The sequence below is a fragment of the Paenibacillus tundrae genome (assembly GCF_030812775.1).
GTDB classification, from domain to species: Bacteria; Bacillota; Bacilli; order Paenibacillales; family Paenibacillaceae; genus Paenibacillus; species Paenibacillus tundrae_A.
The window spans coordinates 154,413-177,567 of record NZ_JAUSTI010000009.1 but is presented as its reverse complement, the minus strand read 5'-3'; the positions used below and the strand labels follow the sequence as shown (position 1 = coordinate 177,567).

The following is a 23,155-nucleotide window of genomic DNA, read 5'->3' as shown; positions in this document are numbered from 1 at the left end:
CTCCGCTCTATTTAAAATTCATCTGTTCAAAAGGCAATTCATATTGCGTCTGTTTGAATCCAATGCCCTCCAGGTTCTGGGGAGCAACAACCGTCACACGTCCGTTCGTAATGGGGATAAATACCGCCTCATCATGCACGATTTTCATAATATCGGCGTATAAGGACTTCCGTGATGTCTCATCCGTAGATACCATAACCTCGTCGATCTTGCGATACAGTTCCTCTGCCTGAGGAATACCACTCGTGGTGTGTTTGTACGCCGAATCGGATGTAAATGCAGCAATGGTGCTCTGAGGATCATAAGCCAGTCCCCAAGTCTGATTGAACAACAGATCATATTCCCCGGTCGCTCGTCGATTCGCGATGGAAGTGGATTCTTCACCGACAAGCTCCAGTCCAATCCCCAATTCTTTTCCTGCATGCTGGATTATTTCGGCTTGAATTTTCTGTGAGGAGGAGTTGCTGTCATAATATAGTTTCATCGTCAAAGGCTGACCGTTCTTCGTTCTTACAGCACCGCCTTCTGCTGCTGTCCAGCCTGCTTGATCCAACAGCGTTTGTGCTGTTTCTGGATTGTATTCTCGTAGCTTCAGATCAACATTGGCGTAGTTAACGTTGGATGAGAATAGTGTATTCGCTACCGTCTGGGTTCCATTGAAGATATCGTTGCTGATCGTCTCCCGGTCAATGGCATACCAGATTGCTTCCCGAACTGCCGTTTCTTGTACCGGACTGCCTTGCCTGCTGCTATTAGCGACGATCATACTCGTATTCATCGCCTCACTTCGAACGACCTGATAATCTCCAGATTCAGCTAACCGTTCCATCGCTTCAACATCGATGCTGTCTGCCCCCCGATCATCCGTAAACACAACGTTGATTTCTCCCTTTTGCAGTGCCAAGAATGTGGTCTCTCCTGCTGGAAGAACCTTAGATGTGATTTTCTTAATTTTGGGCGCTCCTGCCCAGTATTCTTCATTGGCTTCAAATGTCGCGTTTTCTTCAACCTGATGTGCCGTAAGCTTGTATGGCCCTGTGCCATGGTGTCCGCTCACGCCGTCTTTGGTTCCACCGTCAATGAAATCCTTCGGTGAAATGAACACGTAAGGTCGTGTCATAGACAACTCAACCAGCGCAGGATAGTAGGCCTCTGACAGTGTCAACGCCACAGTATGTTCATCAATGACTTCCACACTCGTAATTTTGGTGGACAGTTTAATCCATGCATGTTTCTCAGCGTTAGCCTGCACGGCATTGATATTTTGTTTCACCGCCTCTGCGTTAAAGGGCTCACCATCATGAAACTTCACCCCTTGGCGCAAATGAAATGTGTATGTCTTGCCATCCTCTGAGATATCCCAAGATTCAGCCAACAATGGCTTAATTCCGTCCGGCGTGTTCTCTACCAAAGACTCGTATACCATCCCTTGCGCAGGCATCGAGCCTGTATATAGATGAGGGTTCATATCGTTAATATCTTTGGCTGATGCATAGATCAATTCATTCTTAACTTCAACATTGGCAGACTCTTTCGCGGTCTCATTGGGTTGCCCACAGCCAGCAATAAGAACTAGGATCGATACCAACATCAACATATAAATTAATGGACTACTCTTCTTCACAACATTTCCTCCTGATGATCAAAAAATAGATATAAACGTATTCATGCCAGCCGGTATGCTTCGTAACTATACAGCGGACTCTTTGAAGCTAGGCTACACATCGTAATGTATCCCATCCCTGTAATCTGCAATTCCTTGGCAGATCATCTCAATGTCCTCAGCAAAGGATTGAATGACAAAGGCATTGGATAAGCGCTGACCACGATGAGCTTGAGCTACTTGCTGAAGCTTCGCCTCGTATGTAGCAATAAATTGATCAATGGTCGGGCAGCTTACCTCCATATGTCTTGCGATACCCTGGATGATTTTGATGCGATAATAATCTTCTTTGGGCATACGCGGGATATCCACATATCCCTCATGATTAACAAACATTTTCCGAAATGGCACAGCCGAAAAGTCAAAATAAGTTCCTTCTGGACTTGGCTTAGAAAAAGGATCGATCAACAATGAGGTGTAACGTATGTACAATAAATACTCTTGGTGTATGGCTTGCAGTTGATTGAAATTCTCGATATCATCGCGGGACAAACTCTCTAATCGTACTGGATAATTGTCATCGGTCATGAATTGTAGCAGGTTGATTCCCTGAATATGGAGTTTGTCTGTAATTTGCATGATCTCTTGCCACTGGGTCCGCAGATCCCGAATCAAATATTGGGTAACCGGGCCTTCTGGATATATTTTGTACACATAGGTTTGGATATCCGATTCCCCAAAGATCGCCTCAAGTGAGAAGTCATTCATGAACAGAGCCGGATGCACATATAGAGATATATTTCTCGTTTCCGCCTCTAGCGGGGATGACATGACCTCCATGTGAATTCCTAGTTTCTCGTATAACCAGCATAGGTTGTCTATATATTCAGAAGCAGATCGGGTGGAACCGATATAGACCTTCTTCTTAACTCCTGTCGTAATGACCTGATTGGACGGTTGCTCGTGCATCCAGCGGGTATCTCCAAGATACGTAGAGAAGCTGATCACTTCCGGAGTCGCGTTTCTCTGTTTCATATACTGGCTTACCAGACGATTGGAACCAAAAGTAGGTGACACCAAAACGATACATTTCACTTGTTTAATGAAGTGTTCTTTCATTGCTTGCAATACGTCGATGTAAGCATCTGCTGTGACAGCCAAAATCATCGTATCCCATTCACCCTCAATGGTATCGTAGCCATGAAACACCCGATCGACAGTGCACTCACCAGCAAGCGGTTGATGCTGTTCATTTTGGATGCTTGCTTGAATGCGTTGGTCGTTCTGTTCCATTGATGCAAATATCGATGCCGATCGAACGGATTGTCTGCCCACAATTCCGATGGAACAATTCAGATACGTTTGGAACAGTACGGCAAGCTGAATGGATACAGGGCCTGTTCCACATATCAAAATTCGCTGAAAACTCCCCATATAAGCCTCCTTATATTCAAAATCCTACTTGTAGATCGAATCTTACTAGCTCCTACCTGCTCCAAGCTGAAGCCAGATCAGCCTCTGTTCAGGGTTGAATCGTTAGATTGAATCGTTTTTGTGTAATGGGGGTTGTAACCTTATTCCGCTACGTTTTTTTGATATAACGCAATATCGAACACATCGTCAGGGCGTAACACCGTATCAGCGAGCTTCCATTTCTGACTGTCCGTTGCCCGCATGGGATAATTGAACAGGGATTTTAATTGGTCGCCATATCTCATCGCCACAACGACGTGATCATTCGTCAGGTCATACAATTGATCAAGCAATTCGTACTTATTCGCTACTGTAGAGCTGAAAATAATATGTGTTGCTTCTTGAGTGTAGTCCAGTTGTTCCAGCAATAGGCGTTCCAGACGAATGTTCAAGCCAGCTCCTAGGATCCCCACAACCTTCTGTCCCAACGTAATCGCCTCTTCATCGATATCGATTCCCACGACCTCGGCTCCGGTTCGCTTGGCGATGTACAAGGGAGTCATGGGATATGAACCCGAGCCTACCAGCAATACCTTGGACTGAGCTGTGACGTGGAAGCTGCCAAACTCCTTATCAATGCATTCTTCGATGTTCTTGAAATAATCCGCGATCTGCACATCACCACGCTGTAATCGCAATGCACGATACTTCTCCATAATCGCTACACAGTAGGCGGACTGCTGCCTTAGTTCCTCTACGAGAGAATGGAGACTGTCCAGTTCTTGCTCTGCAAGCTGTTCCCAGGCTGCCTTGTTCTCCGGATCAGTCACGAACCCTGAATAGCGATTGATCAGAGCTTCAAGCTCTGAACTATGATGCAGCGTATGATCATACTTGTCTGCCAACTCTTTGAATTTCATCGCGTATTCACGCAAACAGGTCTGAAAATGAACCAATGTGACCATTTCTTATCCCCCTACATTTGTCATCGTCTTACATGTGATGCGTGTGTAAAAGTGTGCCTGCTGGATCATCGATAAATGCTCTGCCTTGTGCCACAATGTCGACTGTTCCTTCAATGGTCATACTCTCAACTTCTGCTCCGTGCCACTTGGCTATCACTTTAATGGCACCACCTGGCTGCTGAATGTACTGCGAAATTTCGCGTTGCTGGCTCCAAGCAAGGTAAGCTCCTAGGGAGGCCGTACCTGAACCACATCCTCGTTCCCAGATCAGACTATCCAATTGAGGTACATAGATGAGTGGAGCTAGCTCTGCTGACGCAGATTGATATAACATAATACCGATCAGCTTATCCCCCATCGTTAATCCGAGTAACCGAGCCAAGGCTTGAGCTCTTCTCTTCATCGTCTCATCGAATTCTTCAACCTCGATCACGATATGGATAAATTCTTGGTAGCGCACGATGATGATCTCCAGATCCATTCCTTCATACGTAATGGATCTTCGCTCAATCTGTTCAGGGATTGGCATAGACACCTGGCAGCCATATCCGCTGGCTTGCTTTTTCACATGACACACGATTAATTGCTCTGTTCCGGAAGCCGTAAGCATAACGTGCATCTGATCATGTTGTTCCAGCTTTGCTTCTGCTGCGATATGTGCAGCGAGTGCCATACAGGCATTGCCACAGAACTCCCCTCCCGCCATCTGTAAATGTGCAACGGCTCCCTGTTGCATGGACCTCTCAATGAATCCCACCTGTTCAGCGTACACATGTTCATACGACATCAGTTGGGATGCAATGTGTGGGTAGCTCTCGGCTGGATGATTCGTCTGAACCAGAATCGTCATGTTCTGGGTCGGATTAAATTTGATAAACTCGATCTCCTGTTTCATCGCAGCGACTACTCCTATTCTTATCCTCAGAATATAAAGGTGAGCTTATTTTCCTCCATTCGACATTAATCGTAATTATTACGATTATTAGACGAGAAAAATATAGCATAGCCATTTCAGATCGTCAACAAATATTTCCATTTAAGAAAAAAGAGCTCTATCCGTTATGAAACAATCCATTTTCCTGTGCATTGCAGTATCTGGCTAACGCTCATCTTCAATCCATAGTATTCAGAACAGAGGGAATTCTCTTGCCCAGCGATAGGTTCATGTTATAATTCAATCGTTAGTTCAGGTGCGTTGCATCAGACATGATTGGGGGATCATCCATGGACATATTACAATACGACACCATCGATAGTACCAATATAGAAGCGAAGCGACTGATCCAAAGCGGTAAGTCTCCAGGCTTTGCCGTCATGTCCCAGAATCAGACTGCGGGTAAAGGACAATACGGACGGGTATGGCAGACACCTCCGGGAAATCTCGCACTTACTACCGTTTTGCCGCTATCCACCAACCTGGCTCTTCGACCAACGATCGCATTGATGACAGGGCTTGCGATTTATCAGGTTATTGAACCGTATCTTACAGCCAATCAGCGTCTGCAGATCAAATGGCCGAATGATATTCTCATTAACGGAGCTAAACTATCCGGTACACTCGTTGAAGCTGATCACTCCGCGATGTACATCGGAATCGGTATCAATGTGGCATATCGACCAGAGCATGTGCCCTACTCCACCATATGTTTATCCGAATTCGCTGAGGTTCGTCCTGAGATACTCGCAGAGCAGCTCGTGCAGAGCCTGGTGGACTATCACCAATCTTGGATTACGGATGGATTCGAGCCACTGATTCCGCTGTATCAAGAACGGATGTTTAACTTTGGAGAAGAGATTCAATTTATGGTTGACCGGGAGAACAGCGAATGGATTGAAGGGCAATGCCTCGGGGTCGACAGCCATGGACGTTTGCTCATTGAGCAGGCGGATAGGCAGGTCACTGCGCATGCAAGTGGGGATGTTGTCATTAAGAAATCGAACGCTTCAAGCTAAGGCGTTGTATTTCAAAGTTATATTTCGAAATAATATGTTGAAGTAATCATAAGGATCACGCGGTGCGTGGTCGAGTAACACAAAAAGGCTTTATGGAAACCTTACTCCATAGAGCCTTTTGGCAGTTTAATTGTGAAGAAACCTACAAGGAACAGGCAGGTTCCCCACAATAAACAGGTGAATTTGCCTGCAAAGTCTTCCTTTTTAACATTTATTCTCTTTGGTAGCTGTTCTTTAAAATCTATTCTTTGTCGGCTACTCTTTGGCATCTGTTTTCTAACATTTCGTGCTATTCCATTACTCAATCCATTAGTCACCCACCGGCTGTTGTGCCTGTAGGTTCTCAAGAGCCTGTTCTGCAAGAGATGCTAGGAGATGTGCCCCAAGCGGGAGCGCTCTTTCATTAAGATCAAATGCCGGGTGATGCCATTCATGGCGTCCGGAGGTGCCGAGGAAGAGAAATAGTCCCGGAACTTCTTTTTGATAAAAAGCAAAATCTTCACCTGCCGGAGACGGCAATGGTCTAACACTTTTCAACCCGACTTGGCTAACCACCCGTTCTACTTCAGCCGCTAACGAGGCATCATTCACCACTGCTGGTGGACCTTGTATCCAGCGTACCGATGCTCGTGTTCCATAAGCAGCCGCTACACCTGAGACGACCTGATTAAGTCGTTCCCGAATCCGCGCCCGTACCTTCTCATCAAAAGTACGCACCGTTCCATCCAGAATCGCTTCATCGGGAATCACATTCCATGCAGTTCCACTATGAATTTTAGTTACGCTGATTACGGCACTTTCCTGTGCACCAACATTTCGACTTACGATTGCTTGAAGTGCCGTGACGATGTGTGAAGCAACGACGATTGGATCGATTCCCGCCTCTGGCACTGCCGCGTGAGTCCCTACACCCTCCACCTTGACGACAAACCCATCTGCTGACGCCATAAGTGCGCCCTCGCGAATGCCTACTGTACCTACCTGCAGATCTGGTTTGTTATGCAAGCCAAATATGGAGCCAACGTCGGTAAGTGCACCACTCTGAATAACTTGTCTTGCACCTGTTGCCTTCTCTTCAGAGGGCTGGAATATAAGCCTCACCTTGCCCTGAAGCTGGGCTTCACGCTGCTTGAGCAGCCGTGCAGCCCCGATGAGAATAGCCGTATGCGCATCGTGACCGCAGGCATGGGCTTTGCCATCAACCTGGGACGCATATTCAAGTTTCGTCTCTTCTTGTAAAGGGAGAGCATCAATGTCCGCACGTAGAGCAACGATTGGGCCATCTCCCTCCCCGATCTCTGCGATTAATCCAGTACGCAGCTTATAATCTGTCGCAATGGTTATACCCTCTTCCTCCAACCAGCCCCGAATGGCTGCGGTCGTTTCGAATTCCTCTCCGGATAACTCCGGATTACGGTGAAGCTGACGCCGGATTTCAATCAAGCGAGCAGCCAATGTTTCGTCCTGTTCTATAGGAGCTACTGGCTTGTGATCGAGATGAGGCTCTAACTCCACTTGCTGTAATTCATGCCCTGTACGCTGTTCAGTCCGTATCAGATCACTCATGTCATCACTCCCTCTCTCCATGATCGTGTACGAAATTTGTAATGATTTGGACGTGTCTGAAAACATGTCCTAGCTATATCACGGATTCCGCAACATTGGCGGCTTCCACATCTTCAATTAATCCTTGCTCCACCAGAGCTTCACGCAACAACTCAAACGAACGGATTCGTTTCGAAAAGTTACGTGTAGCCGTCGTTACGATCAGCTCATCCACAGCAAATTTTTGCTGGAAATCACGCAGCGCTTTACCCACAAATTCCTTCGTACCTCGGGTCACGCTTGGTTCCAGCACTTCGGTTCGATAGGATTCATTCGTTTGTTTAGCAAATTCAGCTACCTGTTCCTCTGAAAGTACCGTCAGCGTCTTCCCACTTTCCAAAAAAATCTTGATCGGTCTATGCTCACCAATCAGCTCCTCAGCTTCTTGCTCACTCTCTGCCACAATTAACGACAGAGCAAGCGCCGCATATGGCTCACGCCCCGTAGAATGGTCGAATTGCTCACGATAAATTCGAAAGGCTTCTTGAGCCACCTCTTGATTACTATTAATAAACAGGGAGAACACATAGGGTAATCCAAGCTCTGCTGCCATACCAGCACTGTCAGGACTTGCTCCGAGTACATACAGCTCAGCTGGAACTTCGGATACAGGTGAAGCTTTCAATCCAGCTAAAGGATGGGACGGATCTTGTTCAAGCTCATTATGAATAAACTTTCTTACTTGAGCGATCTTCTCTTTAAGCGAGGCTGCATCTTGGATGCCCTGTTGTAGCGCTTGGGTTGAGCGCGGCAGTCCTCCTGGTGCACGACCAATACCCAGATCAATTCTCCCCTCTCCGAGCGCAGCTAGAATATTGAAATTCTCGGCCACTTTATAAGAGCTGTAATGCTGAAGCATCACACCTCCGGAGCCCAAGCGAATCCGCTTAGTCTGAGCAATCAAATGGGCAATGAGCACTTCTGGTGAAGAGCCTGCCACATGCTCTGAGTCATGATGCTCTGATACCCAGAAACGATGAAATCCGAGCGCTTCCGCCCGTTGAGCAAGCTCAATCGTATGCCGAAATGCATCTACCGGCTTTTCCCCTTCATAGATTGGCGTCTGATCCAATATCCCTATACGAATGCCCATGTGTAGTTCCCCCTAAATTAATCATTCGAGTTCAAACGTACGATCTGCAGTACGAATATCCAAAATGCTATAGCTGCCGCAACAGTTCCCCAAAAGGCTCTGCAAACGGAGAATGTTCTTCTTTTAATGTAACGACACTAATTTGTAAGGAGACTCCAGCAACCTCTTGTACCTGGATAGGGAACAGTTGCTGCTCTTCCACTTCCTTTTTCACCGTAAGAGCAGGCAAAAAGGCAATACCTGCGCCTTGCATAACAAGTTTCTTCGCCGTTTCCGAATGATCCACATGATATGTAATATCCGGCGGGTGTTCCAGTGAGTCAAAAGCTCTGTGAATACGTAGCCAGTCCAATGATCCGCATTCGAAGAAGACCAACCTCTCCTCTCGAATTGCCTCCATACTGACATGCCCACGTTCAATAAACGGATGCCCTTTGTAGACATACAACTGGATCGGATCTTCATAAAAAGCAACTGTCCGAATCGCCGGATGCATGACCTTACGTACAAAAGCAAGATCAATTTCTTGATTCAATAACTTGGCGACTAACTGGTCGGTCGGAGCCGTCGTTAATTTAATGCTGACTTCCGGGTAGGCTTCCTTAATCTTGGGCAGGAAATCGGGTATGACATAATTCGAGACAGAAACGGTGCTCCCCAGACGCAGCGCATCAGGTGTAGTGCGGCGCTGCTGAATTTTCTGTCTGCCCTTCTGAATCACTTGCAGCACCTGCTGTGCATAAGGGAGAAATTTACGCCCCTCCTCCGTTAGCACAATCTGCTTGCCCAATCGGTCAAACAACTTGCATCCGAGTTCACGTTCGAGTGACTGGATACGTGCGGTCACGGAAGGCTGGGACAAAAAGAGTACTTCGGCAGCCTTATTGAAGCTTCCATAGTGATTGATGTATACAAATGCTTCAATATTTTCAATATTCATAAGTGCCTCCGTATCCACGTCACTGACGCTTTGCTCCAATCAGTTGACCTCGAAAATTTATTTTACCGATCTAATTACTTGGTTTTAGGCTATCGTAATACCACCATTTTCCAGTGTCAATCTCAACTCCTCCAATGACCGATTCAAACGTGTCGTAATCTCAGCGGATAATATATACTTATCTCCATCCAACCGTTCGATACCTTGATCGACTGCATAAACTCCACCAAGAATATGTCTACCTCCAAGAGTTGTCAGTACAGGCTTCAACGCATAATCAATCGCAAGCAGATGTGCAATAGACCCACCAATCACTAACGGAAGCGACACTTTGCCTCGTAGTCCTTCTTGAGGAATGAGATCCAAGAACAGCTTCAATACGCCTGAGTATGCAGCTTTGTAAACTGGAGTAGCCACAATAACTGCATCTGCCGCTTCAACGACCGCTAGAGCATCCCGAATGAATGTGCTATCGAATCGGGCCTGCACCAGATCGTCAGCAGGTAGGTCTGCCACATGAATAACTTCAACCGTAATACCTGCCTCGCTTAGCTGGCTTACACTATAATCAATTAGCCCCGTTAGACGTGAACGTTTGGACGGAGAACCTGCAATAATAACGACATGTGACATAATAAATTCCTCCTTCTTGATGTTGTCCCAAAAGTCCAAACCGACCTTTTAGAACACACACTTATCTAAAACCTGTTAATCTCCTATAGCTCTTTGGTACGGAAAAGGTAAACTAACATGAGTGTCTAAGCCGCCCCATTTACTTTAGGATCAAGTCGATCACGGATATCGTCTCCAATCAGATTAACCGCCAGTACAAACAACGTAATAGCCAGCCCTGGGAAAGTACAGATCCACCAAGCCACCGTCAAATAACCTCGTCCTTGGGAGAGTAATGCTCCCCAATCAGGGATTTCCTTCAATACCCCGAGGCCTAGAAAGCTAAGCCCAGATCCGGTCAAAATGGACGTTCCCACCCCGAGGGTTGCCATAACCAATAACGGAGACAAGGAATGCGGAAGCACATGACGCCAGAAAATACGAGCATTCGAACCCCCAAGCGCGCGTGTTGAAGTGATAAACGGGAGCCCTTTGACCGACATGACCTGCCCACGCATAACCCGTGCATACCCTGGAATCGAGGCTACCGCAACCGCCAAAGCAATGTTAAGCAACCCAGGCCCAAGAGCGGCCGCCACAGACAAAGCAAGCAACACACCAGGAACAGCCATTAATATATCCACTGCACGCATGATGATTGAATCTACAATACCGCCGATATAACCGGATATAATCCCGAGCGCGCTACCTGCAAGACCGCCTACGAGAACAGAAGCGAAACCAATCAGCAACGAATCTCGGCTACCATACACCACAACACTAAAGATATCTCTGCCGAAATAATCCGTTCCGAACAAGTGAGCTATAGAGGGAGCCTGAAGGATGGCATCGGTCAACATCTCCGTTGGCGAATAAGGTGCAATCCAGCTTGGTACCACGGCACAAGCAATCGTAAATACCACAATCAGTAATGCAGCATAGAAGAATGATCGCGAGATGGCGAGCGAGAAGCGTGCCTGCCATGAATGGCGATTCCATATGCGAATACGTCCCCTACGCCCCAACCATGCTTTTTTGTCACCAACCAATGGTTTCATGCTCATGAAGATCCCTCCTTCCGATTAAGCTCGCACTGCACGTCTTACTCTTGGATCGATGTACGCATACGATATGTCCACGAGCAAGTTCAACACGACATAGATAATGGCTGTAAAGAATACGACACCTTGCACCACGGGCAAGTCTTTAGACATAAGGGCATCTGCAATAATTCGGCCAATTCCTTGTCTGGAGAAGACTGTCTCAACGACAACGGTACCTGCAAGTAAATCACCAATAAGCATACCGATAACCGTTACGGCCGGGATCAATGCGTTTCGTAGTGCATGACCATACATGATGACCCGTTCCGAGAGCCCCTTGGCTCGCAATGCCACGATAAACGGTTCATTGATCACTTCCAGCATGCTGTTACGTACCATTCGCACGATAAATCCTGCACCCACTAAACCTAGTGTTGCCGCAGGCAGCACCAGTGAACTGAATCCATCTGAACCCATCGCCGGAAACCAACCAAGCTGCACGGAGAACAAAAGAATGAGCAGAATTCCCGTCCAGAAGGTAGGCATTGAAATCCCGAATAATCCTACAAGGCGAGCAACAAAGTCAATCACTCCATTACGATGAATCGCGGACAACACACCTAGAGTAATGCCAATCGTGATTGCGATTAAAGAACTAAGCGCCGTCAGAGCCAGTGTTGCAGGGAAATGCTCCAAGATTTTAGGCAGCACCGGGTCGGAATTGATCATCGATTTACCAAAATCCCCACGGAGCATATCTCCAAAATAATGTGCAAATTGGACGTAAAACGGCTGATCCAGACCTAGCTGAACCCGCAAGTTCTGGATCATTTCCGGTGTAGCAGAGGATGGGTCTAACATCAGCAGAACCGGATCACCCGGCAGAAGATACATGATGCAATACACCAGCACCGAAGCTCCGAAAATAACGAAAAGTGATGTTGCTAGCCGTGTCAGTACCGTTTGAACCATACCGGGTCGTCTCCTTCCTGAATACGTAACATGCTGAACATGTTATGGCTGAATGGTTACATCGTTGAACAATGGATATCCCAGTGCATCAAACTTCACACCTTGAACGGTCTTGGATGCAGCGACAGTATAAGGGAAGACGTAGATCGGCAAAATGACAGCCTGATCAATCAAATATTGCTGAACCTGATGATAGATTTCCACCCGTTTGTCCAGATCGGTCTCAACCGCTCCCTGCTCCAGCAGTTTGTCAATTTCAGGGTCTGCCAAGCCAGATAACGTTGGCCGCTCTCCTTCTGCACTCGTATGATAGAAGGCATATAAGGCATTAGGATCGGAATTCACCTGACTATTACCGTATAGATCATAATCCCAGTTCTGATATATGACAGTGGCAATATCTTTTGTAATTTCAACCTCAACAGCAATGCCCACCTGTTTCAACTGTTGTTGAATAATCGCAGCGATATCATTGCGTTTTTCCCGGTTAGGCGAACCATCCACATAACGAAGTGTCAGCTTCTTCCCATCCTTAGCACGGATACCATCCGTTCCTTTAACCCAACCCTCTTCATCCAGCAATTGATTTGCCTTGTTGATATCCGGATTAATGCTGCCTTCTAACGAAGCATCGTATCCCAAAATTCCTGGAGATAGCGCAGACCAAGCACGTTCGTAGTTGCCTAGGTACAGCGTTTTGACAATGGTCTCCACATCCACAGCAGATTGAACGGCCTGACGAACTTTCACATTATCCCAAGGTGCTTTGCGTAGGTTGAAAAAGAGAGTGTAAGGCAGTCCCACGGTATTCGCCTGCAACAGCTGTTGATTCGGATCACCCTTCAGTGCCGCAATATTTTGCGGTGGAACCGTCTCGGCTGCGAGCACCTGACCACTTTGTACACTTCCGATGCGCGTCGCTTCTTCAGGTACAATTTTGAAGGTAATCGTATCTAGGTGAGGTGCAGCCTGATTTTCTACGGTCTCAGGTGCCCAGGCATAATCTTTATTTTTGTCCACAACAATATCCGCATTTTCATCCCATTTTACAAACGTGTACGGCCCGGTACCTACTGGGTTTTTCCCCAATTGATCTCCATATTTCTTCGCAGCAGTTGGAGATACAATGCCGAGCAACGCTTGACTTAGGTTACCAAGGAATGCCTGTGATGGCTGTGCCAAATTAACTTTAATGGTGTATTCATCAATGACCTCGGAGGAGCTATACGGTCTAATGAGAGCTAGGGAATTGGCAGCTTTGGTAGCTGGATCGATAACGCGATCCAAATTATACTTGACCGCTTCCGCATTAAACGGCGTGCCGTCATGGAATTTCACGTCATCACGTAGCTTGAACGTGTAACTTGTGCCCTCGTCCGATACGCTCCACTCTTTGGCTAACCAAGGCTTAATGGAGCCGTCTGGCAGTTGAACCACCAGGTTGTCATAGATCGTCCGAATTGCACGTACCGTTACCGCTAACCCACTTCGATGAGGATCAAGCGTATCAGGAGATGTAGCCAGTGCATACGTCAGATTGCCGCCTTCTGCTGGTGCAGACTGCTCGCCACCCGAAGCTTGAGCAGCTCCGTCTGATGTGCTGCCAGCTCCGCATCCGGATAATACCAGTATTAGTGCTGCTGCCAAAGCCATATATTTCATCCATCGAATAGACCTGCTCATATCGCTTCCCCCTCTGTGTGTACAGGTGCATTGAATCGTTAATCAATATAACCTATAAGATAACTTGGTTTTATTTCGTTAAAAAATGGCCTATCAGCATGCCGCGTAATCAAAAGCGTATTTTTGAACTTCCTCTTCAAATGCGGTTCAAAAAGGACGGTTTTCAGTACCGAGAAAATGGGATGAAGATAGAAATGGAGTAGCGGAGCGTAGGCAAAACTACGTGAGCAACTACATTGTTTCCGGAGGAAACAAACTTCGTAAGCATCCACTTATTTCGGCTGAATCCCATATTCGACGCTGAGATGCCGCAAGGCATCCTGCGTAATCAAAAGCGTACTTTTTGAACTTCCTCTTCAAATAGATGTTCAAAAAGGACGGTTTTCAGTACCGAGAAGATGGGATGAAGTTAGAAATGGAGTAGCGGAGCGTAGGCAAACCTACGTGAGCAACTACATTGTTTCCAGAGGAAACAAGCTTCGTAAGCATCCACTTATTTCGGCTGAATCCCATGTTCGACGCTGAGATGCCGTCAGACATCCTTCGTAATCAAAAGCGTACTTTTTGAACTTCCTCTTCAAATGCGGTTCAAAAAGGACGGTTTTCAGTACCAAGAAGATGGGATGAAGCTAGAAATGGAGTAGCGGAGCGTAGGCAAAACTACGTGAGCAACGGACATTTCGGCTGAATCCCATATTCGACGCTGATGATGCCGCAAGGCATCCTTCGTAATCAAAATCGTACTTTTTGAACTTCCTTTAATCAGGCTTGTTGTGGTTCGGCTTGTTGGCGGGCTAAAGTATACCGATTAGCTGGAATCTGCACGCCCAAATTACCGCGCAATGTATCATGCTCATATTCAGTACGGTAGAGACCACGCTCTTGCAGAATTGGGACAACGAGTTCTACGAAATCAGACAGTCCGCTTGGTAGCTCGGAAGCGATAATGAATCCATCTGCCGCTTCAGCTTCGAACCATTCTTGAACTTTGTCTGCCACCTGTTCAGGTGTGCCAATAAACTTACTTTTAGGTGTCGCTGCTCGCAGGGCTACTTCGCGCAAGGTAAGCCCTTGCTCTTTGGCATTTTGCTTTATTTTATCTGTGCCACTGCGGAAACTGTTGCTTCCAATGCCGTGCAGCTCAGGGAATGGTTCATCAAGTGGATATTGGGAGAAGTCATGATGCTCGAAGAAACGACCTAAGTAATCAAGTGCTTTCTCAATCGTAACTAGATTTGCAATTTCCTCATATTTACGCTCTGCTTCTTCCTCCGTACGTCCCACAATAGGATTAATTCCCGGAAGGATTACGATATCTTCTGGTTTGCGACCATAGGAAGCAGCTCGAGTTTTGACATCCTTGTAGAATGCTTGAGCCTCTTCAATCGTATCATGCCCAGTGAAGACTGCATCCGCTTCTTGTGCGGCTAGTGTCTTGCCATCTTCGGAAGAACCTGCTTGGAAAATGACAGGCTGACCTTGACGTGAACGGGCAATATTGAGTGGGCCTTGAACGGAGAAGAACTCGCCCTCATGATTGAGCGTATGCAGCTTGGATGGATCGAAGAATACGCCACTTTCTTTATCCCTTACAAATGCATCATCTTCCCATGAATCCCACAGCCCTTTAGTCACCTGCAAATACTCTGTAGCAATCCGGTAACGCTCGGGATGGGTTGGATGATTGCTTTTACTATAGTTTTTGGCGGAGCCTTCCAGCGGAGAAGTTACAACATTCCATCCAGCACGGCCGTCACTGATGAGATCCAGAGAACCGAACTGTCTAGCAACCGTGAAAGGATCACTATATGACGTCGATAGAGTTCCAACTAGACCAATTTTGGACGTAATTGCAGCCAGCGCAGACAGAATGCTGATGGGCTCAAATCGATTTAGAAAATGGGGAATGGATTTCTCAGTAATATATAGACCGTCTGCAATGAATACCAGATCGAACTTACCTTCTTCTGCTTTTAGTGTTTGGCGTTTATAAAAATCAAAGCTCACACTTGCATCCGCCTGCACATCTGGATGTCTCCAAGTGGTCATGCTACCTCCAACCCCATGTACAATCGCTCCAAATTTCAAACTGCGTTTTGCCGTCATATCCGCTTCCGCCTCTCTCTGATTATGATGGGATAACCACTTGAATTCGTTAATCTAGAAGTTATGAATATGACCCACGTTCGCAGAGCAACCGTCCCAAACGCTGTTCTCTCAGGCTTTCCGACGATTCATCCGTATAAGAAAACAATAAAATTAACTATTCCTATGAGTTTGGTTTGTTTTAATTTCACAAATCTTATCACTGCCCTGCTAATGGGTCAACAGTGTTTCTTATAGAACTTTTCTATATGTGCATTGGATAATCCAAAGGAACACTTTACCCTATCCATGTATAGAATCGTAAATTAACTTTCCCAACTGTTTCTACACCGTGATAACAGCTCAATGCAGCCAGGAAAGTTTGCTTCTACAAAAGGATCTATTACGATCCAACTTAAACGGCTGTCGCTTCGTCATGGCGTTCAAGAAGCTCTGCAAGTTTTTCCAAATCCGCCTCTAGTAAGGCTTCATACGTCCCGTCTCTCCCTACCTCAATAACGGGTACATGACGGATGCCGTACTTCGCTTCCAATACATCTCTCAATACATCGTTGCCCTGTACTTCAATGTTCTCAAAAGGCTGGTTTCGCTCAGTCAAAAATGCCTTAACCTCCTCGCAGAAATGACAACCTGTTTTGCTCCAGAGCACAACTTTTTTGGATGAAGAAGACATCGACATACCTCCTGATTGGATTCAAGGTTATGATCAGAGAATGAATCAGCATCCCAGACCATCAATTCCTATCTGTTAAATAAGAATTATGGCTATAAATGTACTCCCGCACCTATCAGGCGTCAATCCATCTGCTAATAGAATAAACCTATAACTGGATAGAAAGATTAAATTTAAAAATTTAATTTTTGGCTCTTTTGCAAAAGAAGGACTACCTTATCCCCATATATAGACAGCTTCACCCGCTTCTTGGCAACAGGACATATTCTGATTCCTACGAGGATTAGACCACAAGCCTGCATACATCTGAACGGTCTGTTGAGCGTAATAACCGTACGAAAACAAGCATAAAAAAAGGACTAACCCGTCATTACGGATTAGCCTGTTCATACTAGAATGCACCTTCCCAGCTGCAGCGGGTTGTCGTCATCGCAAGTAGTTACTGTATGTAATCATTGAATGTGGAATGAAGGCGGCGTAATTCGATAGTCGTGCGCACAACACTTCACCCCACATCAAGCGAACCAACAACCTCACAATCGCTACTCGAATCATTACAAATCTTCGTTCAAGAGCTGCGGCGGGGCAATAATTGGCCAGCCTTCTTCCATCAAGCGTAATTGTTCTGCAGGCACGTGCACAATATGTGCAGAATGTACACCCCAACGCTCGAATGCATAGGTCGTTACAAACCTTCTACGTTTGCCACCGCTAATCTGGTAACAGGTCTCAGGTGCGTCTGCTGCTGCAACAATCGTTCCATTCGGCCAATGATTTCCTGAGCCCGCCATGGATGAGCTCCGCAGCTGATGAGCTTCCAGCGGCCACGCCTGTATTTCATTTGTTGATTCCACTGCCTCTGCTGCAGGAATGCTGAGCAGTTCAGGTTTAGCAATCTGAACGGGAGAAATACCGCGTGGGACAGGGATATTTAATTTGCGGCGATGTCCACCAACTACGGTGTAGACCTCTCCTTTGGCATCCGATATGAACGAACCCTCTGGATAGAACACGCTGCTACGTCTAAATGATAATGCAGGGTCAGCGCTTCCCTGAGTGGATATACGCTGTCTTGAATCCATTTGCTTCTTGCTCTGCGAGCCGGCTGGAAGCATTTCACGAAGTGCAAGTTTGTTCGTTTCTGCAACGAGCGCATGAGGATTTCCCCATTTCTTCGAGAAAAATTGCTCGTTGTCTTGGTTTACGACCACGTAATCCTGCTCACCTAACGCCTTCATGCTCACACTTCCAAAATGATGGATGAATGCATCCCCAGCTACCGCAAGCTCATATCCCGCCAGCTTCACACGGATGATCCAATCATCGTCCTCGAAGTTGCCAACGGCATAGCCTTCATCCAGATAACCGACACGCTCCCATAACTCTCGCGTGAACAGCCAGCAGAACCCAACTAGACGATCTGTTAACCGATGCTTCTTCGCATCCGGCCGATTATGTTTACTCGCAAATGACCACATATCCTCCACTTCACGATAAGGAACCTCGATCTGCTGATCACCACCGATGTAGTTCGTTACAGGCCCAACCACACCAATTTTCGGATCACTATCCAGACATCTCATCATGTTATCGAGCCAGCCAGGTGTGACCAGGGTATCATTGTTCAGCACTACGATATGTCTTCCTCTTGCCATCATCAAGCCATAGTTTACCCCGCCAGCAAATCCACGGTTCACATCCAATGCAGCAACTCTAACCACACCACCAATGCGAAGTAAGGCTTGTGCTGTACCGTCTTTGGAGGCATTATCTACGACGATAATCTCGTAGGGAGCTGGTGTATGTTTTTCAATGCTCGCAATACATTTCAGTACATAATCACGTTGATTGTAAGTAGGGATAATGATGCTTACTCCTTCGAAAACTAGACCGAACGAGCTCTGCCCCTGCGCTAATCCTTGATCGTATCCTCTGCGATAACCCTGCTTATATAATTTCGCACCTTGGGCGGCTCGTCGCCCGGTACCTCTGCGCTTAGACTTTTGCCTTACACGTTTGTTTACCGAGTGTAGAGTAACACGTTCCGATTCCAGACTACGTGTAGCTACGGTCATTCCGACAGCACATATCCCTGAACCGCTAGATGTATGACTATTGCTCCTCATACTTTCCCCTCCATTTCTCTTCAATGAGAGCCGAGTGCAGTCAATCCAGCGCTGCCCTCGGCATCCATTAGAGATGAAGCTCTCCCGTAACCAATTTGTCTGCTAAATGTCCAAAATCCAATGCAACCTTGCCAAGTTCCCCTGCAATTCGGCGACACAATATAACGGCCGGAATCCCGGCTGCAACGAGCGCAATGTCAAAAGCGGTCTCTGCTGTCTGCTGCATCACTCTCGGGATATCTGAATATCCCGCGACAGAACCGATAATCCCCGCAACATGTACGCCATGCGTTTGAAGCAATCCCCCCAGCTCATGAGCCTTGCTTCCGATGAACAGTACACGTCGCCCATGTAGAATAGGCAGCAATAGGCCTGACTGATGCAAACCGTAATTGATGGTGGAGCTGGTCAGCTTCAGACGTGACCAATCGATCCCAAAGTGCTGTAAGACAGGAAAAAGTAACCCTTGGAATGTCGGCGCCCGCGAGATCGGAACTCCGACACAATCTGCACCTTGAATGGCTTCGGCGAGCGAAGCCCGAATCTCAGGAGTAGAACGCGGCACCCCTGCATAAGGCAGAAACGGTGCCAGTTCCTGCACCTCCTCGCTGGGCAGCACCGTATCGGCTGCCAGAGTCAACAGTTCGCCATCGCCTAGGCGAACGACGGAAAGCGGGCGCTGGGTATCCAATGCGCCCACAAGCTGTTCAGCCACTTCATGGGGGCTGGACAGCCTTGCCAGCCTGGGCGCGTACTGGCGGAATCCCGCCGCGATCAGATCTGCCGCCGCAACGGCAGGCAGAATATGATCCGGCGGGATGTGCTGCGCCACCAGCGCCTCCCCGCCCGCGAACACACCGTCGCGGTAGCCCTCGGCATAGCCGCCGGGCACGGCCGCCTGCACTGCGTGCTGCGCTGGCGGCAAGCCCTGTGCGCTGCCCATACCTGGGGCAGCGCTTTCCCGCCCCGCGGCGGCGACACCCTGCGACGGTGTCGCTTGCGGGGCGGCGCCAGCACCGCTGGCAGGCAACGCCCATGGCGTGCTGGCCTGCGGGGCTGGCGTGGGCGCACGGCGCGAAGCCGTGCGCTGGGTGCTGCGGGCAGCGATGGCTCGCCCGCTTGGCGCTGCTCCGGGCTTGCGCCCTGCGCTTGCCCGTGAGCCAAGGCGCGAGCGTGCAGCAGCTCGCCCGCCTGAGGTCTTGCGCGCAGCCCGTCTGCGACCTGGCAGCGCAACGCTTGTGCCCCGCACTTTGGTCGGGGCACCAGAACGAGCGCTCGCGCCAGCCTTGCGCTTGGGCTTCTTTACGGCTCTGCTCCTTACCACGACTTCTCCACTCGAACCCTGTTCGCGAGGTTCACCCTGGTGGAGAGAAGCACCTGCTTGCGCATGGAACTGCGTCTCCCCTGCTCGGTTGACTGTCGCTCTCCCCGTAGCGTTGCTCATCCCTACACGTGGGCGAGGAGATATGCTATTTCCTGTGCCTATTCGATGTCCTTGACCCTGAAATGCTGCCGGATGGGTACCCCTGGACTTGCCGGTTACCCAGGCTCCAGCAAGACTGTTGCGTTTGGCTACTTTCACGGCATTTCCTCCCCTGATCTTCGTTAGGAGTGCCACTGCGCAAAGCTCCGGCGCAGGATCATCTGCTCTCCCATAGGGCACCGCACAGCAGCATCAGAACAATCATTTTATGGCAGTTGACCTTTCATTCGAACCGAAGCTTCCTGTAGTGATTCAAACGTACCCGCATCGCTCCAATATTTTTGCAAAATGTCGTACTCAAGCCCACCTGCGGCAGCATAATGATTATTCACATCAGTGATTTCAAGCTCACCACGCGCTGAAGGCGCAATGTTACCAATGAGGTTGAACACATGATCATCGTACATATAAATTCCAGTGACACAGTAGGATGTCTTTGGATGACTCGGTTTTTCTTCAATATGCGTAATACGCTCTGGGTGCTGAGGATCAAATTCCGGTACGCCATATCGTCTGGCGTCATCCACTTTCTTCAGCAACACACGGGCTGTTCCTTCAGGTTGTTGTACATATCGATCAACATACGGTTTCAGATCATCACTGAACAGATTGTCACCCAACAGCACAACAAATCGTTCTCCCGGTAAAATAAAAGATCTCGCCAAGTCCAAAGCCTCTGCAATGCCGCCTGCTTTTTCTTGGATACGATAAGTCAAACGAACACCCAGCTCTGCCCCGCCACCCAAGAAATCGGTATATAGACCAGCCGACTGTTTACCCATCACGATCAAAATATCTTCAATCCCCGCCTGACGGAGCCTGTCGATTCCATACACAATCATCGGATGTTTACCGACTGGAAGCAGATGCTTATTGATCAGCCGCGTCAGAGGGTACAATCTTGTTCCTGTTCCGCCAGCAAGAATAACACCTTTCATTTCACGTTGCCTCCTTCATCGGATGTCTCAATATATTCAAGAGGATCGACCTGCCATTTGTTAATGAAAATCGAGCGATTACGCTCTAGTAGCTGTTTCCATGTATCCGAATCCGTCTTCAGAAAACTTGCACTGCCTTGATGATGAACTAGAACATCGCCACATACCCGCAAGCGAAAGCCCTTCATCCGGGCGCGATAACAATAATCATCATCCTCATAATGTCCCGGCGAATACGCCTCGTCAAGCAAGCCAATCGAATCGAGTACTCGTCTCCGAATAAGCATACATAACCCAACGATCCGTTTAACCTCTATCCACTTCTGTGGATCAGTTACATTGTTGGCTCTCGCCAGCTCCTGAAAATGCTCTATGCTGTGAAAATCCACCTTGACCTGCTGAATGCCGCTGGCGTAATTAGTGACAGGGCCTGTAATTCCAACCTGCTCATCACTATAGAGAGCAGTTCGTAAATTTTCGAGCCAACAGGAAGTCACCGTAACGTCATTATTCAAGAGAAGAAGCTCATCTCCGATAGCTACACGCAGCCCTGCATTGCAGGCAGCAGGAAATCCACGATTTTCAGGCAACCGGACAAATCTTAGATGTTCCTTGGCACAATAAGCGGCCGTGCCATCCGTTGAACCATTATCCACAACAACAATCTCGTAAGGGGTATGAGCACCTGTATATTGACGGATCGACGCAATGCAGGATTGCAATAAATCTAATCCGTTATAGGTTGGAATTATAATACTCGTACATGTCATCAGGTGTTCCTCCTGTAAGCCACTTCGCTACGGGATAACGTGGGTGCTAGCACCTCTTGCCCTGCCAATTTCAGCCACTCGGCTATCGCTTCAAGATGATCTCCAATAATGAGCTTAGCAACCGGATTGCCGCTACCTACATTGGTGGAACGAAGACGATTGGATCGAATCACATCGACCTGACTAGGTGCCGTTACTCTTAATCCATGTTGAATGGCGAGAGCCTGTGCTTTAGGTGGAACAACAAGGGACTCCGGATGCACTGCCTGGATCATACGCCGAGATAATGCATGGGGCACAGCCGTTAGAGAATTCGATTGAAGATCAGCTCTCCCCAGTGTCCGATTGAGGTATGCCTTCATTCGAGTGACCTCATCTTGTCGTGCAAATGCAGGCAATAAGGAGGACAGATCGTTAAGCGCCACATCGTCTCCGCGATCAACCGCATACAGAAAAGGTGCCAGTTGCTCTGCCGCAATCACCATATCTCCATCGACAAACAAAACGGATTCTGCTGTCGTTACCTTAGCACCCAGTGCACGGCCAACATCATGACCTGCGCGATTCGGCTCATAGACAAGGGTCACTCTTGAATGATCAAGCACCCGCTCCAGGCTATGATCGGTTGTTCCGTTTAATACAACAACGATCTCTGTCAGGGGAAGTCGCTTCAGTTGGACAATGACTTGAGCCAACGTGGCCTCTTCGTTACAGGCACTGACTACAGCCGCCGCGCTACGGTGAAGATGCATAGGAACGATATTCATTGAGCGTCCAGCTGAACGAGCATACCCCTGCATAAATGCCTTCCCTGCCTGCATTACATCCACGTAATTATCCAACTGCTTGGATAGAGTAGGCCAGCATTTGTGCCAAGCAAAATGTGCCTGTTGCTCCATGGAATCGATATCACCCGAGCTATGCCGCCCCGCTTCTTCACCGTATTTCCATGACTGCTGGAACAATGCTCGATTCGTGTCCAGCTTCGTGATTTGTTTCTTCAACACTTGCCCTCGTCTTCCTCGCATACCTCTCTTTCGTGTTCGCTGATGGCGAACACCAACGATACGGGCTCTCATTTTGTCACCTCCAGCATATTGCAGCATTCAGCCTTCAAGTTTCCGAATACGACAGCTTTAGAGCAAGAGTGTTCTCCGTTCCGCCGTCCAGCAAGGAT

20 protein-coding genes are annotated in these 23,155 nt (G+C 47.9%); 2 read left to right on the top strand and 18 right to left on the bottom strand.

Features of this window, described 5'->3' with window-relative positions:
- Positions 1–7 precede the first annotated feature (7 nt).
- The 4 genes from cntA to J2T19_RS17495 form a co-directional block, all read right to left on the bottom strand.
- A complete protein-coding gene (gene cntA / locus J2T19_RS17510) occupies positions 8–1,597 on the bottom strand; it encodes a staphylopine-dependent metal ABC transporter substrate-binding lipoprotein (RefSeq protein WP_307218082.1) in 1,590 nt (529 codons plus the stop codon).
- Between the two features lie 120 nt (positions 1,598–1,717).
- Positions 1,718–3,037 carry an opine metallophore biosynthesis dehydrogenase gene (locus J2T19_RS17505; RefSeq protein WP_307217930.1) on the bottom strand — a complete coding sequence of 440 codons (1,320 nt, stop codon included), beginning with the start codon at positions 3,035–3,037 and terminating at the stop codon, positions 1,718–1,720.
- Between the two features lie 140 nt (positions 3,038–3,177).
- On the bottom strand, positions 3,178–3,981 hold the full coding sequence (locus J2T19_RS17500; RefSeq protein WP_307217928.1) for a class I SAM-dependent methyltransferase: 804 nt from the start codon (positions 3,979–3,981) through the stop codon (positions 3,178–3,180).
- A gap of 28 nt (positions 3,982–4,009) precedes the next feature.
- The gene (locus tag J2T19_RS17495) at positions 4,010–4,876 is read right to left on the bottom strand and encodes a histidine racemase CntK family protein (RefSeq protein WP_307217925.1); all 867 of its coding nucleotides are present in this window, start codon (positions 4,874–4,876) and stop codon (positions 4,010–4,012) included.
- 329 nt (positions 4,877–5,205) lie between these two features.
- Between J2T19_RS17495 and J2T19_RS17490 the strand changes: the two genes are divergently transcribed.
- On the top strand, positions 5,206–5,934 hold the full coding sequence (locus J2T19_RS17490; protein WP_307217923.1) for a biotin--[acetyl-CoA-carboxylase] ligase: 729 nt from the start codon (positions 5,206–5,208) through the stop codon (positions 5,932–5,934).
- Positions 5,935–6,243: 309 nt separating this feature from the next.
- Here the strand turns inward: J2T19_RS17490 and J2T19_RS17485 are convergent, their stop codons facing one another.
- The 11 genes from J2T19_RS17485 to J2T19_RS17435 all read right to left on the bottom strand — a co-directional run bounded on the left by J2T19_RS17485 (position 6,244) and on the right by J2T19_RS17435 (position 19,619).
- Positions 6,244–7,500 (bottom strand): amidohydrolase, encoded by a 1,257-nt coding sequence (locus tag J2T19_RS17485; RefSeq protein WP_307217921.1) that lies wholly within the window; start codon positions 7,498–7,500, stop codon positions 6,244–6,246.
- A gap of 73 nt (positions 7,501–7,573) precedes the next feature.
- Positions 7,574–8,632, bottom strand: a complete 1,059-nt coding sequence (locus J2T19_RS17480; RefSeq protein ID WP_307217919.1) for an LLM class flavin-dependent oxidoreductase — start codon at positions 8,630–8,632, stop codon at positions 7,574–7,576.
- A 67-nt stretch (positions 8,633–8,699) separates the two neighbouring features.
- Positions 8,700–9,572 carry a LysR family transcriptional regulator gene (locus tag J2T19_RS17475; protein ID WP_307217918.1) on the bottom strand — a complete coding sequence of 291 codons (873 nt, stop codon included), beginning with the start codon at positions 9,570–9,572 and terminating at the stop codon, positions 8,700–8,702.
- 84 nt (positions 9,573–9,656) lie between these two features.
- The gene (gene ssuE, locus J2T19_RS17470) at positions 9,657–10,205 is read right to left on the bottom strand and encodes an NADPH-dependent FMN reductase (RefSeq protein WP_307217917.1); all 549 of its coding nucleotides are present in this window, start codon (positions 10,203–10,205) and stop codon (positions 9,657–9,659) included.
- A gap of 125 nt (positions 10,206–10,330) precedes the next feature.
- On the bottom strand, positions 10,331–11,248 hold the full coding sequence (locus J2T19_RS17465; RefSeq protein WP_307217915.1) for an ABC transporter permease: 918 nt from the start codon (positions 11,246–11,248) through the stop codon (positions 10,331–10,333).
- Positions 11,249–11,266: 18 nt separating this feature from the next.
- Positions 11,267–12,199, bottom strand: a complete 933-nt coding sequence (locus J2T19_RS17460) for an ABC transporter permease (RefSeq protein ID WP_056702550.1) — start codon at positions 12,197–12,199, stop codon at positions 11,267–11,269.
- Between the two features lie 42 nt (positions 12,200–12,241).
- The gene (locus tag J2T19_RS17455) at positions 12,242–13,882 is read right to left on the bottom strand and encodes an ABC transporter substrate-binding protein (protein ID WP_307217912.1); all 1,641 of its coding nucleotides are present in this window, start codon (positions 13,880–13,882) and stop codon (positions 12,242–12,244) included.
- Positions 13,883–14,644: 762 nt separating this feature from the next.
- Positions 14,645–15,988 carry an LLM class flavin-dependent oxidoreductase gene (locus J2T19_RS17450; protein WP_307217910.1) on the bottom strand — a complete coding sequence of 448 codons (1,344 nt, stop codon included), beginning with the start codon at positions 15,986–15,988 and terminating at the stop codon, positions 14,645–14,647.
- Positions 15,989–16,382: 394 nt separating this feature from the next.
- Positions 16,383–16,661, bottom strand: a complete 279-nt coding sequence (locus J2T19_RS17445; RefSeq protein ID WP_307217908.1) for a glutaredoxin family protein — start codon at positions 16,659–16,661, stop codon at positions 16,383–16,385.
- Between the two features lie 554 nt (positions 16,662–17,215).
- Positions 17,216–18,787 (bottom strand): glycosyltransferase family 2 protein, encoded by a 1,572-nt coding sequence (locus tag J2T19_RS17440; RefSeq protein ID WP_307217906.1) that lies wholly within the window; start codon positions 18,785–18,787, stop codon positions 17,216–17,218.
- 67 nt (positions 18,788–18,854) lie between these two features.
- Entirely contained in the window at positions 18,855–19,619 is a 765-nt protein-coding gene (locus J2T19_RS17435; RefSeq protein WP_307217904.1) for a GT-D fold domain-containing protein, read from the bottom strand.
- Between the two features lie 229 nt (positions 19,620–19,848).
- On the opposite strand from J2T19_RS17435, the gene J2T19_RS17430 reads away from it, so the two are divergent.
- On the top strand, positions 19,849–20,286 hold the full coding sequence (locus J2T19_RS17430; RefSeq protein WP_307217902.1) for a hypothetical protein: 438 nt from the start codon (positions 19,849–19,851) through the stop codon (positions 20,284–20,286).
- A gap of 190 nt (positions 20,287–20,476) precedes the next feature.
- On the opposite strand, the gene J2T19_RS17425 is transcribed toward J2T19_RS17430, so the two are convergent.
- From J2T19_RS17425 to J2T19_RS17415, 3 genes are read right to left on the bottom strand one after another with little or no spacing between them, the layout of a single operon-like run.
- The gene (locus tag J2T19_RS17425) at positions 20,477–21,208 is read right to left on the bottom strand and encodes a sugar phosphate nucleotidyltransferase (RefSeq protein WP_056702532.1); all 732 of its coding nucleotides are present in this window, start codon (positions 21,206–21,208) and stop codon (positions 20,477–20,479) included.
- Positions 21,205–21,978: a glycosyltransferase family 2 protein gene (locus J2T19_RS17420; RefSeq protein WP_307217899.1), complete on the bottom strand. Its 774-nt coding sequence runs from the start codon at positions 21,976–21,978 to the stop codon at positions 21,205–21,207. Before J2T19_RS17420 ends, J2T19_RS17425 begins: the two co-directional genes overlap by 4 nt.
- Positions 21,978–23,057 carry a glycosyltransferase family A protein gene (locus J2T19_RS17415; protein ID WP_307217897.1) on the bottom strand — a complete coding sequence of 360 codons (1,080 nt, stop codon included), beginning with the start codon at positions 23,055–23,057 and terminating at the stop codon, positions 21,978–21,980. The genes J2T19_RS17420 and J2T19_RS17415 overlap by 1 nt, the downstream gene beginning before the upstream one ends.
- Between the last annotated feature and the right edge of the window lie 98 nt (positions 23,058–23,155).

What these genes read in the sequence shown, in the direction of transcription:
- cntA (WP_307218082.1), bottom strand. Translation starts at nt 1,597, where the DNA reads ATGTTGATGTTGGTATCGATCCTAGTTCTTATTGCTGGCTGTGGGCAA.
- J2T19_RS17505 (WP_307217930.1), bottom strand. Translation starts at nt 3,037, where the DNA reads ATGGGGAGTTTTCAGCGAATTTTGATATGTGGAACAGGCCCTGTATCC.
- J2T19_RS17500 (WP_307217928.1), bottom strand. Translation starts at nt 3,981, where the DNA reads ATGGTCACATTGGTTCATTTTCAGACCTGTTTGCGTGAATACGCGATG.
- J2T19_RS17495 (WP_307217925.1), bottom strand. Translation starts at nt 4,876, where the DNA reads ATGAAACAGGAGATCGAGTTTATCAAATTTAATCCGACCCAGAACATG.
- J2T19_RS17490 (WP_307217923.1), top strand. Translation starts at nt 5,206, where the DNA reads ATGGACATATTACAATACGACACCATCGATAGTACCAATATAGAAGCG.
- J2T19_RS17485 (WP_307217921.1), bottom strand. Translation starts at nt 7,500, where the DNA reads ATGAGTGATCTGATACGGACTGAACAGCGTACAGGGCATGAATTACAG.
- J2T19_RS17480 (WP_307217919.1), bottom strand. Translation starts at nt 8,632, where the DNA reads ATGGGCATTCGTATAGGGATATTGGATCAGACGCCAATCTATGAAGGG.
- J2T19_RS17475 (WP_307217918.1), bottom strand. Translation starts at nt 9,572, where the DNA reads ATGAATATTGAAAATATTGAAGCATTTGTATACATCAATCACTATGGA.
- ssuE (WP_307217917.1), bottom strand. Translation starts at nt 10,205, where the DNA reads ATGTCACATGTCGTTATTATTGCAGGTTCTCCGTCCAAACGTTCACGT.
- J2T19_RS17465 (WP_307217915.1), bottom strand. Translation starts at nt 11,248, where the DNA reads ATGAGCATGAAACCATTGGTTGGTGACAAAAAAGCATGGTTGGGGCGT.
- J2T19_RS17460 (WP_056702550.1), bottom strand. Translation starts at nt 12,199, where the DNA reads ATGGTTCAAACGGTACTGACACGGCTAGCAACATCACTTTTCGTTATT.
- J2T19_RS17455 (WP_307217912.1), bottom strand. Translation starts at nt 13,882, where the DNA reads ATGAGCAGGTCTATTCGATGGATGAAATATATGGCTTTGGCAGCAGCA.
- J2T19_RS17450 (WP_307217910.1), bottom strand. Translation starts at nt 15,988, where the DNA reads ATGACGGCAAAACGCAGTTTGAAATTTGGAGCGATTGTACATGGGGTT.
- J2T19_RS17445 (WP_307217908.1), bottom strand. Translation starts at nt 16,661, where the DNA reads ATGTCTTCTTCATCCAAAAAAGTTGTGCTCTGGAGCAAAACAGGTTGT.
- J2T19_RS17440 (WP_307217906.1), bottom strand. Translation starts at nt 18,787, where the DNA reads ATGAGGAGCAATAGTCATACATCTAGCGGTTCAGGGATATGTGCTGTC.
- J2T19_RS17425 (WP_056702532.1), bottom strand. Translation starts at nt 21,208, where the DNA reads ATGAAAGGTGTTATTCTTGCTGGCGGAACAGGAACAAGATTGTACCCT.
- J2T19_RS17420 (WP_307217899.1), bottom strand. Translation starts at nt 21,978, where the DNA reads ATGACATGTACGAGTATTATAATTCCAACCTATAACGGATTAGATTTA.
- J2T19_RS17415 (WP_307217897.1), bottom strand. Translation starts at nt 23,057, where the DNA reads ATGAGAGCCCGTATCGTTGGTGTTCGCCATCAGCGAACACGAAAGAGA.